Source organism: Labrenzia sp. C1B70, assembly GCF_000475395.1.
Classification (GTDB): domain Bacteria; phylum Pseudomonadota; class Alphaproteobacteria; order Rhizobiales; family Stappiaceae; genus Roseibium; species Roseibium algicola.
This window is the reverse complement of record NZ_AXCE01000011.1, coordinates 104,129-121,567: the sequence shown is the minus strand read 5'-3', so window position 1 is coordinate 121,567 and position 17,439 is coordinate 104,129. Positions and strand designations below refer to the sequence as shown.

General features: G+C 59.7%; 17 protein-coding genes. 16 read left to right on the top strand and 1 reads right to left on the bottom strand.

The features are described 5' to 3' along the window. Position 1 precedes the first annotated feature (1 nt). Genes Q666_RS47900 through Q666_RS47880 form a run of 5 tightly spaced genes read left to right on the top strand, consistent with a single transcriptional unit; the run spans position 2 to position 4,086 of the window. A complete protein-coding gene (locus tag Q666_RS47900; protein WP_023000003.1) occupies positions 2–292 on the top strand; it encodes a putative quinol monooxygenase in 291 nt (96 codons plus the stop codon). Further along, a complete protein-coding gene (locus tag Q666_RS47895) occupies positions 289–1,086 on the top strand; it encodes an N-acyl homoserine lactonase family protein (RefSeq protein WP_023000002.1) in 798 nt (265 codons plus the stop codon). The genes Q666_RS47900 and Q666_RS47895 overlap by 4 nt, the downstream gene beginning before the upstream one ends. Further along, positions 1,083–2,315 carry a 3-oxo-tetronate kinase gene (gene otnK / locus Q666_RS47890; RefSeq protein WP_023000001.1) on the top strand — a complete coding sequence of 411 codons (1,233 nt, stop codon included), beginning with the start codon at positions 1,083–1,085 and terminating at the stop codon, positions 2,313–2,315. The genes Q666_RS47895 and otnK overlap by 4 nt, the downstream gene beginning before the upstream one ends. Next, the gene (gene otnC / locus Q666_RS47885) at positions 2,312–2,959 is read left to right on the top strand and encodes a 3-oxo-tetronate 4-phosphate decarboxylase (RefSeq protein WP_023000000.1); all 648 of its coding nucleotides are present in this window, start codon (positions 2,312–2,314) and stop codon (positions 2,957–2,959) included. Before otnK ends, otnC begins: the two co-directional genes overlap by 4 nt. An 11-nt stretch (positions 2,960–2,970) precedes the next feature. Beyond that, positions 2,971–4,086 (top strand): isocitrate/isopropylmalate family dehydrogenase, encoded by a 1,116-nt coding sequence (locus tag Q666_RS47880; protein ID WP_022999999.1) that lies wholly within the window; start codon positions 2,971–2,973, stop codon positions 4,084–4,086. 28 nt (positions 4,087–4,114) lie between these two features. On the opposite strand, the gene Q666_RS47875 is transcribed toward Q666_RS47880, so the two are convergent. After that, positions 4,115–5,149, bottom strand: a complete 1,035-nt coding sequence (locus tag Q666_RS47875; protein WP_022999998.1) for a LacI family DNA-binding transcriptional regulator — start codon at positions 5,147–5,149, stop codon at positions 4,115–4,117. A gap of 202 nt (positions 5,150–5,351) precedes the next feature. Between Q666_RS47875 and Q666_RS47870 the strand changes: the two genes are divergently transcribed. From Q666_RS47870 to Q666_RS47825, 11 genes are all read left to right on the top strand, one after another. Then, positions 5,352–6,875 carry a sugar ABC transporter ATP-binding protein gene (locus Q666_RS47870; RefSeq protein ID WP_022999997.1) on the top strand — a complete coding sequence of 508 codons (1,524 nt, stop codon included), beginning with the start codon at positions 5,352–5,354 and terminating at the stop codon, positions 6,873–6,875. 2 nt (positions 6,876–6,877) lie between these two features. Beyond that, entirely contained in the window at positions 6,878–7,894 is a 1,017-nt protein-coding gene (locus Q666_RS47865; protein ID WP_022999996.1) for an ABC transporter permease, read from the top strand. Positions 7,895–7,976: 82 nt separating this feature from the next. Next, entirely contained in the window at positions 7,977–8,957 is a 981-nt protein-coding gene (locus tag Q666_RS47860; protein ID WP_022999995.1) for a substrate-binding domain-containing protein, read from the top strand. A gap of 95 nt (positions 8,958–9,052) precedes the next feature. Beyond that, positions 9,053–10,108: a sugar phosphate isomerase/epimerase gene (locus tag Q666_RS47855; protein WP_022999994.1), complete on the top strand. Its 1,056-nt coding sequence runs from the start codon at positions 9,053–9,055 to the stop codon at positions 10,106–10,108. A gap of 249 nt (positions 10,109–10,357) precedes the next feature. After that, the gene (locus Q666_RS47850) at positions 10,358–11,518 is read left to right on the top strand and encodes a Gfo/Idh/MocA family oxidoreductase (RefSeq protein ID WP_022999993.1); all 1,161 of its coding nucleotides are present in this window, start codon (positions 10,358–10,360) and stop codon (positions 11,516–11,518) included. Positions 11,519–11,520: 2 nt separating this feature from the next. After that, positions 11,521–11,982, top strand: coding sequence for a hypothetical protein (locus Q666_RS66205; RefSeq protein WP_161633232.1), 462 nt, complete (start codon positions 11,521–11,523; stop codon positions 11,980–11,982). Then, complete coding sequence (gene ytfQ, locus Q666_RS47845) at positions 11,979–12,932, top strand: galactofuranose ABC transporter, galactofuranose-binding protein YtfQ (protein WP_022999992.1); 954 nt, start codon at positions 11,979–11,981, stop codon at positions 12,930–12,932. The genes Q666_RS66205 and ytfQ overlap by 4 nt, the downstream gene beginning before the upstream one ends. A 77-nt stretch (positions 12,933–13,009) precedes the next feature. After that, the gene (locus Q666_RS47840) at positions 13,010–14,524 is read left to right on the top strand and encodes a sugar ABC transporter ATP-binding protein (RefSeq protein ID WP_022999991.1); all 1,515 of its coding nucleotides are present in this window, start codon (positions 13,010–13,012) and stop codon (positions 14,522–14,524) included. After that, a complete protein-coding gene (locus tag Q666_RS47835) occupies positions 14,524–15,564 on the top strand; it encodes an ABC transporter permease (RefSeq protein ID WP_022999990.1) in 1,041 nt (346 codons plus the stop codon). Before Q666_RS47840 ends, Q666_RS47835 begins: the two co-directional genes overlap by 1 nt. Continuing rightward, positions 15,564–16,553 carry a galactofuranose ABC transporter, permease protein YjfF gene (yjfF, locus tag Q666_RS47830; protein ID WP_031268969.1) on the top strand — a complete coding sequence of 330 codons (990 nt, stop codon included), beginning with the start codon at positions 15,564–15,566 and terminating at the stop codon, positions 16,551–16,553. The genes Q666_RS47835 and yjfF overlap by 1 nt, the downstream gene beginning before the upstream one ends. After that, complete coding sequence (locus tag Q666_RS47825; RefSeq protein WP_022999988.1) at positions 16,550–17,269, top strand: FadR/GntR family transcriptional regulator; 720 nt, start codon at positions 16,550–16,552, stop codon at positions 17,267–17,269. Before yjfF ends, Q666_RS47825 begins: the two co-directional genes overlap by 4 nt. The last annotated feature ends 170 nt before the right edge of the window (positions 17,270–17,439 follow it).

Here is a 17,439-nt window from a genome sequence, read left to right as displayed (position 1 = left end):
CATGTATGCCGTAACGGTGGTGTTTCAGATCAAGGCCGAGGCGGTGGAGGATTTTCTGCCGCTCATGATCGCAAACGCCGAAGCGTCCCTGAAGGACGAACCCGGATGCAGACAATTTGACGTCTGCACCGACCCTGATCGCCCCGGCGATGTGTTTCTCTATGAACTTTATGACGATGCCGACGCCTTTCAGGCGCATCTGCAAACCCCTCACTTCAAGTCGTTCGATGCAAAGGTTGCCGGAATGATCGCGCAGAAAACGGTCCGAACCTACGCGAAGGTGGCCTCATGAGCCCCTGGCAGGTTTTCGCGCTCAAATATGCCGACAGGAATGCGCGCACGCGCAAGGACAGTTTCCTGTTCGACGACAACCACGACCAGCCACACGAGATGGATTACTTCATCTGGGTGCTGCGGCGGCAGGACGAGATCATCCTGGTCGACACAGGTTACGACGGCGAGGAAGGCGCGCGACGCGGCCGTCCTGTCCGGCTCAATCCGGTAGAGGCCTTGGCCCCTCTCGGCATTGCACCTGAGGCTGTGACGACCATCATCGTCACCCATCTGCATTATGACCACGCGGGCGGCTTGAAGCATTTTCCCAATGCCACCATCCATCTGCAGGCAGCGGAAATGGCTTTCGCCACAGGTCCCTGCATGTGCCAGGGCGCGATGAAGGCTCCCTACACCGCGGAACATGTCTGTGAAGCCGTGCAAAGGCTCTACTCTGGCCGGGTAATCTTTCATGAAGGAGATGGCGAAGTCCGGGAAGGACTTACAGTTCATCGCATTGGCGGGCACAGCAAGGGATTGCAGGCGGTTCGTGTACTGACAGAAGCCGGCTGGATGTGCCTGGCTTCCGACGCAGCCCACTACTACGAGAATTTCCTGGAAGCCAAACCGTTCCCGATCGTGGTCGACATGCAGGACATGCTGGATGGTTTTGGAACCATTCAGCACCTTGCCAGCTCGATAGACCTTGTTGTGCCGGGACATGATCCCCTGGTGCGCACGCTCTTTCCGCAACACGGCCCGGACCACATCTTCCGTCTCGACCGTGGTCCGCTCAAGGGGATCCGCTCATGAAGCTGGGCGTGATCGCGGATGATTTTACCGGAGCCTCCGACATTGCATTGATGCTGTCGGAAGGCGGCATGACGGCGGCTCAATATGTCGGTGTACCCGATGTTCCGGCACTTGCGTCGGTAGACACCGGCATCATCAGTCTGAAGTCCCGAACGATCCCAGCTGCAGAGGCCGTTGCCCAGTCCCTGCGAGCCTGCGACTGGCTGACCGATCAGGGATGCAAGCAGATTGTCTTCAAGATCTGTTCGACGTTCGATTCGACCGACGAAGGCAATATCGGCCCGGTGGCGGAAGCCCTTGCCGACAGGCTTGGCGAGACATGTGTGATCGTCTGCCCGGCCTTTCCGGAAAACGGACGAACCGTCTACCAGGGACATCTCTTCGTCGCAGACAGGCTTTTGAGCGAAAGCGGCATGCGCCACCATCCGTTGACGCCAATGGGCGACCCGGACATCCGGCGCGTGCTGGCTCGTCAGACGTCCTGGACAGTCGGTCATGTCTCCCTCGATCACGTGGCAGATGGTCCGGCCGCAATCAACCTCGCCTGCCCTGCCGACGGCAAGTCGATGGTGATTGTGGATGCAATCCGTAACGATGATCTTGCCACCATTGGGCTGGCAATCGCGGCACGAAAGCTTCTTGTCGGAGGCTCGGGCATAGCCCTCGGCTTGCCCAAGAACTTTGGCCACGCGCCTGCGGTCGCCAACTGGACCGGACATTCGGGCAAAGCCGTGGTTCTGTCCGGTTCATGTTCAATGGCAACTCGCGCCCAGGTCGCGCGCTACAAGGCCATTGCACCCTCGCGTGAACTGACTGTCGACGACATCATGGCGAAGGCACTGTCGGTGCAGGAAATCGCCGGCTGGGTACTTCGCCAGGACGCATCGCCCCTGCTTTATTCCTCCGCCGACCCGGAGGTGGTGGGTGCTGCCCAACAAAAATACGGCAGGGAAAAAAGCGCGGCGGCGATTGAGGAGTTTTTTTCCGATCTGGCGGCGTCACTGTTCAGCGCCGGTGTCAGCCGAATGGTGGTCGCCGGCGGCGAAACGTCAGGGGCCGTTGTTTCCGGTCTCGGGGCAAACACGCTGGATATCGGTCCGAAGATTGCGCCGGGTGTTCCCGCGCTCAAGGTGAGCGGTCAGCCGCTGGCGCTGGCGCTGAAATCCGGCAACTTCGGTGGCCCGAACTTCTTCTCCGAGGCGCTCAGCGTTCTGGAGACAAGCCGATGAGCGAAAGCGCAACCACCCGCGAACAGATTTGCCTGATGGCAAAATCGATGTTCGACCGTGGTTTGACACATGGATCGACCGGCAATCTCTCCGTTCGTCTGTCGGATGGCACATTGCTCGTTACCCCGACCGGCTCCTCCATGGGGTTTCTGGACCCGGCCCGGATCAGCCATCTTTCTGTCCAGGGCGAACTGCTTTCGGGTGACAGGCCGACGAAGGAAATCCCGCTTCACACGGCCTTTTACGAGACCCGCCATTCGGCAGGTGCGGTCGTGCATCTGCATTCGTGCCACTCGGTCGCACTTTCCCTGTTGCCGGAGATCGATCCGGACAACGTTCTGCCACCCCTGACGGCGTACGGGATCATGCAGCTCGGCAAGGTGAAGCTTCTGCCGTTTTTCGTGCCGGGAGATCCGGCAATGGGAGACGCGGTCCGAGGACTTGCGGGCCGTCGCTCTGCCGTTCTGCTGGCCAACCACGGGCCCGTTGTTGCCGGCCGGGATCTGGCCGCCGCCGTCCATGCCATGGAAGAGCTGGAAGCAACAGCCAGGCTTGCCCTTCTGCTTCGCGGCACTGCCGCAACGGCGCTCAATCCGGACCAGATCGCCCGGATCGTCGAGCGCTACGACGTTGATTGGATTTGAGGAACAGTCCCATGAAAATTGCCCTGATAAAAGGTGACGGTATTGGCGTCGATGTGGCGGAAGCAGCCATTGCCGTGCTGGAAACAGCCTTGAAGCACACGGGAGAACCCGCGCCCCGCTATGACGAGATCCAGGCAGGGGCGGGTTACTTCAAGGAGACTGGCCTCGACATCGAAGACGGCGGAGAGGAACGCGCGGGGCTTGCCGATGCAATTTTCCTTGGGGCCATCGGCCTTCCCTCGATCCGACATGCAAACGGCACGGAGATCTCGCCGCATTTGCGCCTGCGCGATCGCTTTGGGCTTTATGCGGGTGTTCGCCCGGTCAAAGCCTATCCCAACGCACCGCAAAGGCTCGCCGATCCGCGCGCTGCCGGTATCGATCTCGTTATCCTGCGAGAATCAACCGAAGGGCTGTTCTACTCTGCAGCAGCACACAAGCGCAGCCTCGTAGTCAATGATGACGAAGTGCAGGACGTTTTGCGCATCACGCGCAAAACCACCACCAAGCTGCATCGCTTTGCATTCAACCTTGCCCGCAAACGGCGCGAGCGCGGCCATCCGGGCAGGCTCACCTGTGTCGACAAGGCGAATGTGTTCACCTCTCTGGCCTTCTTCCGCCAGATCTTTGACGAAGTGAAATCGGAATTTGCCGACGTGCCTGTCGGCTACAATTACGTCGACGCACAAGCGCTCGACCTGGTGCGCAAGCCCTGGGAGTTCGACGTTCTGGTGATGGAAAACATGTTCGGCGACATTCTTTCGGACCTTGCCGGTGGCCTGGTGGGTGGCATGGGCATGGCCGCCTGTGGGGAGATCGGCGACACCACCGGATTGTTTCAGCCTGCCCACGGCAGCGCCCCCGACATCATGGGAGAAGACAAGGCCAACCCGCTGGCCGCGATCTTGAGTGCTGCGCTGATGCTGGACTATCTCGCCGAGAAGTTGGACAAGCCCTCCCTTGCCGATGCCGCAGACCTGATCAACGGCGCAGTCGACACCGGCTTTCAAGAAAACGTGTTGCGACCGATGGAATTCGGAGGTGACATGGGAACCAGGGCGGTCACGAACCAGCTGCTTACGCTTATCGGATCATCGACTGCGATCAGAAGGTCTGCCAGCGCCTAGTGCGCACTGGCATTACGCCGACAGCACGTCACTTCAGCTTGCGGGAAATGCCACCACAGCTCTCGCGCACGATGAGATCCCCGTGGAGCAGATGAGAGCGCGTTTCCAGGGACCGGTTCGCAAGGCGATCAAGCAGGATTGTCATGGCCTTTTCGCCGATATGTTGCCGGGGTTGGCGGATTGTCGTCAATCCGGGTGTGAAATTGTTGGCAAAGGGAATGTCGTCGAAACCAAGCACGGAGAAATCTTCCGGGACGCGGTAGCCACGCAGTTGAAGCGCCGAGATGACCCCGATCGCAGTGTTGTCGTTGAAACAGAAGAAAGCGGTCGGCAGATCGTCCTTGATGAACAGCCGTTCGACGGCGGCACGCCCGCTCTCGCTGGAGCCGTCGCCCTCCACGCGCCAGTCGCGCAGTGCCTCGGGTGATTCTTTCAACCCTTGCAGATATCCGGAATGGCGAAGATCGCTGCGGATGTCGGCGGGCCCGCCGGAAATATAGGTGATCCGCCGGTGCCCCAGGGAGATCAGATATTCGGTCGCCACCTTGGAGGCCGCGACATCATCCACGCCGACGTAGCTGATTTCGGGATTCGAGACCGGACGCTCGGTCGCAACGATCGGCGGCAGATTGGTGAGCGGTGTTTGTGGCTGCCCGGCAACCGGAATATGTCCTGTCAGCAAGACAAGCCCGTCGGCCATGCCCGTCGACAGGAAACGCAGGTAGTTCTGCTCCAGTCCGCTGGTACCTTCGGTGTTACCGATGAGGACACCATAACCGCGGTCGTTTGCCGCCTTTTCCAGCCCTGTCAGAATGCCGGCAAAGTTTGGATCAGCAATGGAAGACGCCAGCACCAGCACCATCTGCGAGCGCTGCATGCGCAGGTTCTGCGCCATGGCGTTGGCGGTGTAGCCGGTCCGGGCAATGGCGGCCGTAACCTTCTTGCGCGTGCTCTCGGCAACCTTCTCCGGCGAGCGCAAGGCCCTGCTGACGGTCGCGATGGATACGCCCGCCAGTTTCGCAACGTCTTCAATGGTCGCCGGCCGCTCGCCCGGTTCGCTCATTTTCTATTTCCAGACATGCTGCGGTGCGGCCTCGTGGTAAGTCCATGAATCGCAACGCCATCTACGCTGTATAGAACGCATTGCACATAATGAAAAGGTTTACAGAGGCCAATGTAAAGGTTTACACGACCCATGAAAACGTTTACATCAAACGCACGGCGCCATTGAGGAAGAGGGCTTTGGCGCCTTGGGAGGAACAAGAATGAGCGTGGACACCACTGCTCCGGCAGCGGTCATCGAGGCCGTGAACATCAGCAAATCCTTTGGGCCGGTTCCCGTGCTGTTCAGTGTCAGCATGGACGTCCGCCCTGGCGAGGTTCATGCCCTGATCGGCGAGAACGGCGCCGGCAAGTCGACGCTGATGAAAATCCTCTCCGGTTTTCATGATCCGACCTCCGGCCAGATCCGTCTCGACGGCAAGCAGACCGACCTGCCCGCGAACGGCGGCGCAGAGAAACTCGGCGTCGTGCTGATCCACCAGGAGCTCAACCTCGCCGAACAGATGACGGTAGAGGAAAACGTGTTCCTCGGTCGCGAGATCAAATCCAACGGCTTTCTGGACAAGGAGGCCATGCAGGCAACCGTCCGGAAGTATCTGGACGAGATCGGCCTCGACATTTCCCCGACCGACCGCATTTCCGACCTTACCATCGCCCAGAAGCAGATGGTCGAGATCGTCAAGGCTGTCAGCCGGAACGCCCGCATCCTGATCATGGACGAACCAACCGCCGTTCTGACCGAAGAGGAAACCCAGGTTTTCTTCCGCCAGGTGGAAAAGCTGAAAGAAAGCGGCGTCGGCATCGTGTTCGTTTCGCACAAGCTCAACGAGGTCAAGGAAATTGCCGATCGCGTCACCATCCTGCGTGACGGTCAGTGGATCGACACGCGTGCCTCCAGCGATCTGACGCCGGACATGATGGCCCAGATGATGGTTGGCCGGGAGCTTTCCGACCTCTACCCGCCCATGCATGAGGCAGACGTCGATGCAGAGCTCGTTCTGGAAGTCCAGAACCTGCGTGCGCCGTCCGTCGACAACGTCAGCTTCAGCCTGCGCAAGGGCGAGATATTGGGCTTTTCGGGTCTGATCGGCTCCGGCAGGACCGCAGTCTTCGAGACGATTTGCGGCCTCGCTCCGTTTGAAGCAGGAACCATCAAGCTTTTTGGACGCGACACCGGCCCCATGACCGTCGCGCAGGCACGGGACCTTGGTTTGGCCTATCTCACCAAGGACCGGAAAGAAAAAGGACTGCTTCTCGACAAGAAGATGCGGCCAAACCTGACCCTGTTCGCCCTACCGAAATTCGTCCGCAATTTCGGCCTCGACAGCAAGGCGGAAGAAGACGCGCTCAACCGTGCCATCCGCCGCTTCGATGTTCGGGCCCGCGACAAGGAAATCACGGTCGGCAAGCTGTCGGGCGGCAACCAGCAGAAGCTGCTGCTCGCCAAGATCATGGAATGCGATCCGAAGATCGTCATCATCGATGAACCGACCCGCGGTATCGATGTCGGCACGAAACAACAGATCTACCACTTCATCGCTGCCCTTGCCGCCGAAGGGGTTTCGGTCGTGGTCATCTCTTCGGAAATGCCGGAAATCATCGGTATTTGCCATCGGGTGGTGGTGATGCGCGAAGGGCATATCACCGGCGTTCTGACCGGCGATCACATCAACGAAAACGAAATCATGCGCTACGCCGCCGGGCTGAAACGGGAGGAACTCCATTGACCATGATGACCGCGTCTGACGATACAGCGGCCAAGCCGGCCAAGAGGTCTTCCATAGACTTCAAGACGATTGGCCCCGCAGTTGCCCTTCTGATCCTTTGCATCATCGGCTTTCTGCTGAACCCTGCCTTCGTCAGCGAAGGCAATCTGACCAACCTTCTGACCCGCTCTGCCTTTATCGGCATCATTGCTGTCGGGGCGACCTTCGTCATCACCGCCGGAGGCATCGATCTGTCTGTGGGGTCCATGGCGGCAGCCATTTCCGGTGTCATGATCATCATCATGAACAACGCCGTCGAGACCATGGGCAGCGGTGTTCCGACAGTTCTGCTCGGCTGCGGCCTTGCCATCGTGCTGGGCATCGGGGCCGGTTGGGTGAACGGTGCCCTGACCACCAAGGGCAAGATCGAAGCCTTCATCGTGACGCTCGGCACAATGGGCATCTATCGCTCGCTGGTGACCTACTTTGCCGATGGTGGCACCCTGTCGCTCAACTTCGATATTCGCGGAACCTACCGGCCTGTCTATTACGACACGTTTTTGGGCCTGCCCTTCCCTGTCTGGGTGTTCATCGCGGTTGCCATCTGCGGCTGGCTGCTGCTGAACCGCACCGCGTTCGGCCGCTATTGCACGGCCATCGGCTCGAACGAGGCTGTCGCCAGATATTCGGCGATCAACGTGGACCGTGTGAAGACGCTTACCTATGTCATCCAGGGCCTGTGCGTTTCCTTTGCCACCATCATTTACGTGCCCCGCCTTGGCTCGGCGTCCGCGTCCACCGGCGTGTTGTGGGAACTTGAGGCGATCGCCGCGGTCATCATCGGCGGTACGGTGTTGAAGGGTGGGTATGGCCGGATCGGCGGCACCATCCTTGGTGCGCTCATTCTCACCACCATCGGCAACATTTTGAACTTCACCGATGTGATCTCGAATTACCTGAATGGAACCATGCAGGGCCTGATCATCATCGTCGCAGTGTTTCTTCAGCGCAGTGACTGGAAGCTCCGCAAGAGCAAGTAAGCCCCTGACCTGATTTCAACCGAACCGGGACCCGTCCCCAATTCAAATACCGGATCGCACCGGACGGGAGAGGTGCGTCCAGATGGCAGCATTGAAGGAGGAAGCAATGCTCATGAAGAAAGCTTTGGGAGTGATCGCGGTAACCGGTGCGCTGGCCTTTGCGGGCGCTGCGGTTGCACAGGAAAAAATCAAGATCGGCGTCAGCTATCCGACCCCGACCCATGCCTGGGCAGCCGGCATGAACTGGCACGCGGAACAAGCGGAAAAGCGGCTTGAGGCGCTTTATCCGGATGTCGATCTCATCCTGGTGAACTCGCCGGATCCGGAAGCACAGGCAAGTGCCCTGGAAGACCTGGTCTCCGTTCACCAGATCAAAGCCCTGGTGGTTCTGCCGTTCGAATCCGAACCGCTGACCGACCCGGTGCTGAACGTCAAGAAATCCGGTGCATGGATCACGGTCGTCGACCGCGGCCTCAGCCAGCCGGGCATCGAAGACCTTTATGTGGCCGGCAACAACCCGGAACTGGGCCGTGTTTCCGCGCAATACATGAAGACCCGCCTGAAGGACGGCGACAACATCGTCATCCTGCGCGGTATTCCGACGGTCATCGACAATGAGCGCTTCGACGCGTTCATGGCCGAGATCGAAGGCTCCGGCATCAACGTGCTCGACCACAAGCACGCCAACTGGAACCGCGACGACGGCTTTGAAGTGATGCAGGACTTCCTGTCCCGCTTCCCGGACATCGACGCGGTCTGGGCCCAGGACGACGACATCGCCATTGGCGTGGTTGCCGCCCTGAAACAGGCTGGCCGTGACGGCGACGGCATGTTCGTCGTTGGCGGTGCCGGCATGAAGGAAACCATCAAGGCAATCATGGATGGCGACACCCTTATTCCGGTCGACGTTCTCTATCCGCCGGCGATGATCGCCACCGCCATGGACCAGACGGTTGCCGCCTTCAAGTCCAATGGTCCGGTTGCCGGCCGCTACATTCTCGGTGCGACGCTGATCACGCCGGAAAATGCTGAAAACTACTACTTCCCGGATTCGCCCTTCTAAGGCTTCGGGACGTAGCAGGCCGGGGTCTTTCGCGATGGGACCCCGGCCCTTTCCACCTCACCTCACTTCACCTTCCCCGATTTCTGGAGAATGTCATGAAAACCATAAAGGGTCCGGCGTTGTTTCTCGCCCAGTTCGCGGGGGACGAAGCGCCGTTCAATTCCTGGGCATCGATCACGAAATGGGCCGCGGATTGCGGCTATCTTGGCGTTCAGGTACCCAGTTGGGACAGCAGGCTGATCGACCTTGAAAAGGCAGCCAGTTCCAAGACCTATTGCGACGAATTCATTGGAACGGCGCGCGAGAACGGTGTCGAGATCACCGAGCTTTCAACCCACTTGCAGGGCCAGCTCGTTGCCGTGCACCCGGCCTATGACACGGCTTTCGACGGCTTTGCCGCGCCGCATGTCCATGGCAATCCTGCCGCCCGTCAAGCCTGGGCGGTCGACCAGGTCAAACTGGCCCTGGCCGCAAGCCGCAATCTCGGCATTTCGGCCCACGCCACCTTTTCCGGCGCGCTTGCCTGGCCCTATGTCTATCCGTGGCCGCAGCGCCCTGCCGGACTGATCGAAACCGCATTTGACGAACTTGCCAGACGCTGGCGTCCGATCCTCGACTATGCCGAGGAAATGGGGGTTGATGTCTGTTACGAAATTCACCCGGGTGAGGACCTGCATGACGGCATCACCTTCGAGATGTTCCTGGAGCGCGTCAACGGTCACGACCGCTGCAAGATGCTCTACGATCCGTCCCACTATGTGCTGCAGTGCCTGGATTATCTGGACAATATCGACATCTACAAGGACCGGATCGGCATGTTCCACGTCAAGGATGCCGAGTTCAACCCGACCGGACGTCAGGGTGTTTATGGCGGCTACCAGTCGTGGGTCGACCGCGCCGGACGCTTCCGCTCCCTTGGCGATGGTCAGGTTGATTTCGGAGCCGTCTTTTCCAAGATGGCCGCGAATGATTTCGATGGCTGGGCCGTGGTTGAGTGGGAATGCTGCCTGAAGCACCCTGAAGACGGGGCCCGGGAAGGCGCGGACTTCGTGAAGGCTCACATCATCCGCGTGACCGAAAAGGCCTTTGACGATTTCGCCGACGGCGGCAGTGACGAGGCAGCCAACCGGAAGATGCTCGGGATCAACTAGAGTTTTGACTTCGACGAGGCAACAATTGGACGGGTCGGCGACGACGCTCGCCACCTCTCACTCTCGTCATGAGGAGGACCGCCCGGTCCGTTTCGAAGGGTGGGCTGCAATCTTGAAAACAAGTGGCCCCTCCCTCGAAAAAGCGCATCCGCGCTTCCTCAGCATGAGGTTTCTATGTATGTAAACAACGCGTGTAATCGATTACAGCGCGCGGCGCGATAGAACAGAAACAGTTTCAGGAGGAGCGATATGGCCATCGAAGGAAAAGACACCGTGCAGACGCGCCCGATCCGGCTCGGCATGGTCGGCGGCGGCAAGGATGCCTTTATCGGCGCCGTTCACCGAATTGCCGCGCGCATCGACGGCGCCTACGACCTGGTGGCGGGCGCCCTGTCTTCCACCCCGGAGAAAGCGCTTGAATCTGGCCGCGCGCTCGGCCTCAAGGAAGATCGCATCTATGGCTCCTTCGAGGAAATGGCCAAGCGTGAAGCCCGGCTGAAAGACGGCATAGAAGCCGTTGCCATCGTCACGCCGAACCACATGCACTATCCGGCGGCGAAGGAATTCCTGAAACGCGGGATCCATGTCATCTGCGACAAGCCTCTGACTTCAACCCTGGCCGATGCCAAGAAATTCGTGAAGGCTGCGGAAAGCTCCGATGCTCTCTTCTTCCTGACCCACAACTACACCGGTTATCCGATGGTTCGGCAGGCACGCGAGATGGTAGCCAGTGGCGACCTCGGCACGATCCGCGTCGTTCAGGTGGAGTATCCCCAGGACTGGCTGACGGTGGAACAGCACAACAAGCAGGCTGATTGGCGTACCGACCCGGCACGCACGGGCCTTGGCGGCTCCACGGGCGATATCGGCACTCATGCCTATAATCTTGCCTGCTTCATCACAGGCCAGTCGGCGGAAAGCCTTGCAGCCGACCTGCAGTCCTTCGTTCCGGGCCGTCAGGTGGATGACAACGGCCACGTGATGCTGCGCTACGCCAGCGGCGCGCGCGGCATGCTGTGGTGTTCGCAGGTGGCACCGGGCAACGAGAACAATCTCAAGATCCGGATCTATGGCGACAAGGCCGGGCTCGAGTGGCACCAGGAAGACCCGAACTATCTCCACTACACGCCTTTCGGAAAGCCGAAGCAGTTGCTGACCCGGGGCGGTGCCGGCATGCTCGACAGCATCGCCTCGGCCACCCGTGTGCCGCCAGGACATCCGGAAGGCTATCTGGAAGGCTTCGCCAACCTCTACAAGGACGCTGCCGACGCCATCCGTGCCCACCAGTCCGGCAAGGACGCCAGCTCTCTGGTTCCGGGAATCACGGACGGACTTGCCGGCGTGCGCTTTGTAGACGCCTGCGTCCGCTCTTCGGCGAAAAACGCTGCCTGGGTGAAGCTGGACGGATAGTCTTGCCTATCGTCGCACTTTACGAAGCCCGGGCTCTGCTGCCCGGGCTTTTGTCGTTTTCAGGGCACGTTCCCTTGAGAAAGCAGGGCCACAGAACAACATCCTTGCCGCTCTCGGCGATTCCACACGGCGGTGTGTGCTGGACCCTGGATCTTGACTTGGACCGGGATGGCGAATGGCGGGCCTCACCCTTTCCTCGTCGCGCCATGGCTCAACCGTGGTTTCCAGGCCCCTTCCTGACCTTCGTCACGCCTCCTGGAAATGGCCCCGCATCGGCGTGGATTGCCGGATCAGGCCCGGAAACGATGAGGGAAAGAGGCAATCAAGATCGTCATTTTTTTCATTATTACAGATACTTAATCATCCCGTTCGCACCGCACAACGCTACTCGCTTTACAAAAGTAATAAAGTATTACTTAATGATTTTTGTGAGGAGAATATACCTTGTGGAGGAGACCCTATGAAACTCAAGGCAATGCTTATTGCCGGGGCAATGTCGTTTGTCCCGATGACCGCCATGGCTGCCGATCTGACCATCGGTTTTTCGCAGATCGGATCTGAATCCGGTTGGCGTGCAGCTGAAACAACTGTCACCAAGCAGGAAGCTGAAAAGCGCGGCATTGATCTGAAATTTGCCGATGCCCAGCAGAAGCAGGAAAACCAGATCAAGGCGATCCGGTCCTTCATCGCGCAGGGTGTCGATGCGATCCTGCTCGCTCCTGTTGTAGCCACCGGTTGGGACGAAGTCCTGGAAGAAGCCAAGGATGCCGAGATCCCGGTCGTGCTGCTTGACCGGACTGTCGACGCACCGGAAGATCTTTACATGACCGCCGTCACGTCGGATCTGGTTCATGAAGGCAGCGTCGCCGGCCAGTGGCTGGTTGATGAAACTGCCGGCGAGAAGTGCGACATCGTCGAACTTCAGGGAACAACCGGTTCCAGCCCCGCCATCGACCGCAAGAAGGGCTTCGAGCAGGCGATTTCCGGCCATGACAATCTGAACATTGTCCGCAGCCAGACCGGCGACTTCACCCGCAGCCAGGGAAAGGTCGTCATGGAAAGCTTCCTGAAGGCTGTTGGCGGCGCCAACATCTGTGCCCTTTATGCCCACAACGACGACATGGCCGTCGGCGCCATCCAGGCGATCAAGGAAGCCGGCCTGAAGCCGGGTGAAGACATCAAGATCGTCTCGATCGACAGTGTTCCGGACATCCACCTGGCGATGGCAAACGGCGAAGCCAATGCCACGATCGAACTGACCCCGAATATGGCAGGCCCGGCGCTGGACGCGCTTGAAGCCTACCTTGCGGATGGCACGATGCCGCCGAAGTGGATCCAGACCGAGTCCAAACTCTACACGCTCAAAGATGATAACATGGCCATCTACGAGATGAAGAAAGACCTGGGATACTAAGAACGATCCCGATGCCGGGCGGCCTGCCGCCCGGCATCTCAAGGTTCAGGAAGTCCGACTTCGGGGGAAGCCGATACATGGCGAGCGTAACCGACCCTGTGCTCGAATGCCGGGGCATATCCAAATTCTTTCCGGGGGCCATAGCGCTGGATGCAGTGGACCTGACCCTTTATCCGGGTGAAGTGCATGCGCTGCTCGGCGAAAACGGGGCCGGAAAATCCACCCTGATCAAATGCCTGACCGGTGCCTATCGGCGCGATGCCGGCACCATCCTCCTGAACAGCCAGGAAATCTCGCCCAACAGCACTCAGGACAGCCAGAAACTGGGTATCGGCACCGTCTACCAGGAAGTGAACCTGCTGCCGAACCTGACTGTTGCGGAGAACCTTTTTCTCGGCCGCCAGCCGATGTGGCACGGGTTCATTTCCCAGCGCAAGATGATGAAGATGGCGCGGGACCTGCTTGCGGAATTCGGCCTTTCCGTCAATCCGGCCGAACCGCTGTCGGCCTATTCCGTCGCCGTACAACAGGTGGTCGCGATTGCCCGTGCCGTCGAGCTTTCCGGCAAGGTTCTGATCCTTGACGAACCGACAGCCAGCCTCGACCGGGATGAGGTTGACCTTGTTTTTTCCGTCATTGAAAAACTGAAGGCGCGTGGCCTTGCCATTGTCTTCATCACGCATTTCCTCGACCAGGTGTTCGAGATCTCCGACCGGGCAACGGTGCTGAGAAACGGCCGTGTGGTTGGCACCCGTCAGCTTGCAGACGCAACCCAGACCGAGATCGTGACGCTGATGCTCGGCCGGCAGCTGGAAGATCGCATCCACGACCGCGCCCCTTCCGCAACCGGCGACACATTGATAGAGCTGACGAACTTCGGCAAACGCGGCATGATCACGCCGTTTGACCTGACCGTGCGCAAGGGCGAAGTCGTCGGCCTTGCCGGGCTTCTGGGGTCCGGACGTACGGAAACTGCCGAAATCATCTTTGGCGCCGTGCAGGCTGACCAGGGCGAAGCGCTGCTGGAAGGCAAGAAAGTCACCATCAAGAACCCGCGTGAGGCCGTCGCACACCGGTTTGCGCTCTGTCCGGAAGACCGGAAGAGCGACGGTATCGTCGGCGATCTTTCCGTGCGGGAGAATATCATTCTGGCTCTGCAGGCCCGACAGGGCTGGTTCCGGCCACTACCGAAGGCAAAGGTCAATGAACTGGCGGAAGCCTATGTGAAGGCCCTCGACATTCGCCTCGCCAGCCTGGACATGCCGATCCGCCTGCTTTCTGGCGGTAATCAGCAGAAGGCACTGCTGGCAAGATGGCTGGCGACAAATCCGGCCTTCCTGATCCTGGATGAACCGACACGCGGCATCGATGTCGGCGCCCACGCGGAAATCATCGCCCTTATCGAGAAGCTGCGCGAAGACGGCATGGCGCTTCTTGTGGCCTCGTCCGAGCTGGAAGAGCTCGTCGCCTATTCCACCCGAGTGATCGTGCTGCGTGACCGGCGTCAGGTATGCGAACTTGCCGGTGACGACATCACGACTTCCAACATTGTCGCGGCCATTGCCGACGAACCCATGGCGGAGGCCGTTTGATGACCGCACATGTTCACAACACCCTCCGGCGGATCACCCCGCAGCTGATCATCCTGGCTGCCGTTCTGATGTTGAACTTCATGGTATTCCCGGATTTCTTCCGGATAGAATTCCAGAACGGTCGCCTCTTCGGCAATCTGATTGACGTGCTCAATCGTGGCGCACCGACCGCCCTTCTGTGCATCGGCATGACACTGGTCATAGCGACCAGAGGCATCGATCTGTCGGTTGGCGCCGTCATGGCAATTGCCGGTGCGGTTGCCGCTTCCCTTGCCGTGGATGGGCATGGCTGGCACGTCGCCCTTACCGGTGCGCTTGCCGTCGGTGCGATCTGCGGCCTGTGGAACGGCGTTCTGGTTGCTGTCCTGCGCATTCAGCCGATCGTCGCAACGCTTGTGCTGATGGTGGCCGGCCGGGGCATTGCGCAGCTGGTGACGGAGGGAACAATCCTGACCTTCCTGGATCCCGGCCTCATCCACCTGGGCGCCGGCACGATCCTGGGCATTCCGACCCCGATCCTGATCTGGATCGGGCTCGGGCTCGCGGTTGCGGCAGTGGTCCGCAAGACAGCGCTTGGCATGCTGATCGAGGCAATCGGCATCAACGAGAGCTCTTCGCGCCTTGCGGGCATCAACAGCCGCGTGCTGATCATCTCTGTCTATCTGATTTCCGGTGTCTGTGCGGCCCTGGCCGGCGTTATCGTCGCGGCGGATATCAAGGGGGCAGATGCCAACAATGCCGGTCTCTGGCTCGAACTTGATGCCATCCTGGCGGTGGTGATTGGTGGCAACTCGCTGCTTGGCGGGCGTTTCTCGATCTTGGCGTCGCTGCTCGGAGCCCTGATCATCCAGTCGGTCAATTCGGTGATCCTGCTGTCCGGCATGCCGCCTGAATTCAACCTGGTCATCAAGGCACTGATCATCATCGCGATCCTGGTCATCCAGTCTCCGACCGTGAAACACGCGCTTTACATCTTGCGGGCTTCCGCGGAGCCCCAGCCGTCCGACCCCATCAAGGAAGCGAAAGAAAGCCCGCAATGATCCGCTCCACTCATCTGCCGCTTCTGATCACCATCGCGACTTTCGTGCTGGCCTATACGCTGTGCGCGTCGCAATACCCGGCGATGCTGTCGACACGGGTCGTCGCGAACCTTCTGACAGACAACGCCTTTCTTGGAATAGCCGCCGTCGGCATGACCTTCGTGATCCTTTCGGGGGGCATCGATCTTTCGGTCGGCTCGGTGATCGCCTTTACCGGCGTCTTTCTGGCTGTGATCCTGAGGGATACCTCGATCCATCCGCTGGTCGCCTTTGTCCTGGTACTGGCGATCACCATTTCCTTCGGCGCGGCGATGGGGGCGATGATCCACTATCTGGAGATGCCGCCCTTCATCGTCACGCTGGCAGGCATGTTCCTGGCCCGCGGCGCGGCCTATGTACTATCGACCGACAGCGTGCCGATCACCCACGAGTTCTACGACACACTGCAGTCCCTTTACTGGAAGGCTCCGGGCGGCGGACGTTTCCGGCTCACCGGCATGATCATGCTGCTGACCTTCCTCATCGGCATCATCGTCGCCCACCGCACCCGCTTCGGCCAGAATGTCTATGCACTTGGCGGCGGGCTGTCGACCGCCCGGCTGATGGGCGTTCCCCTGGCAAGGACCACCATCGGCATCTACGCAACGTCAGGCGGCCTTGCCGGACTTGCCGGGATCATCTTCTCTCTCTACACGTCCGCCGGCTATTCACTGGCGACGGTAGGGGTCGAACTCGACGCCATCGCGGCGGTGGTGATCGGCGGCACATTGCTTACCGGCGGCACTGGTTTTGTCGCAGGCACATTCTTTGGCATTTTGATCATGGGGTTGATACAAACCTTTATCGTGTTCGACGGAACGCTTTCGAGCTGGTGGACAAAGATCGTGATCGGCGGTTTGCTCTTCGGCTTCATCTTGCTTCAGAAGGGACTCACTTGGGCAACGACACTGCGCAGAAAACCAGCGACAGAGTTCGCCGCGCAATCATGACCTTCGTCGCCACCGGCGGGTTGGGAAGCCAGATCGGAAACCATACCGATCAGGTTGTCGAGCAACTGGGAAGAGCCATCGTTGCAGGTGAGTATCCGCCGGAAACGATGATCCCCCTGGACCCGGACATTTCGGAAATGTTCGACGTCTCGCGCACGGTGGTGCGGGAAGCGAAGAAGACGCTGATCGCAAAAGGCCTGATCCAGTCGAAAGCCAAGGTTGGAACCCATGTCCGGCCCGCATCCGAATGGAACATGTTCGATCCGGACGTCCTGCGCTGGCACGCCGCGCTCAACAACCAGCGTCCGTTTCTGGAAGACCTGTTCGAGATCCGCCTGATCTTCGAACCGGCGGCGGCAGGCAGCGCCGCCAAGCGCGCAACCGATGCGGAATGCGTGACCCTGTCCAAACTCTGCGACAACCTTGCCACCGGCAAGGACAGGGCTGCCGTGGCCGTGGCCGATCTGGAGTTTCACAAGATGATCCTGAAGCTCTCCGGCAATCGCTTCCTGCAGTCACTTGGAGATCTCGTTCAGGCCGCGCTCTATTCCCTCTTCATTGCCGAGGCCAACGAGCGCAACGACCAGGAAACATACGAGTTCGTCGAGCGTCACCGCGCCATCGTCACGGCCATCAAGGCCGGGGACGCAAAGGGAGCCCATGACGCCATGGTCGCCGTCATCCTGGCCGGCCGGAAGATCGAACTGAATATCTGAGGCTGTCTGCGGACACGGGTGCCGCCGGTCCACCTTCTTAGCAACACAAACAAAAAAACCTCATCCTGAGGAAGGCCGCAGGCCTGTCTCGAAGGATGGGCACCTTGCTCCGAGCAAGTGGCCCATCCTTCGAGACGCGCACGCGTGCTCTCCTCAGGATGAGGTCTTTA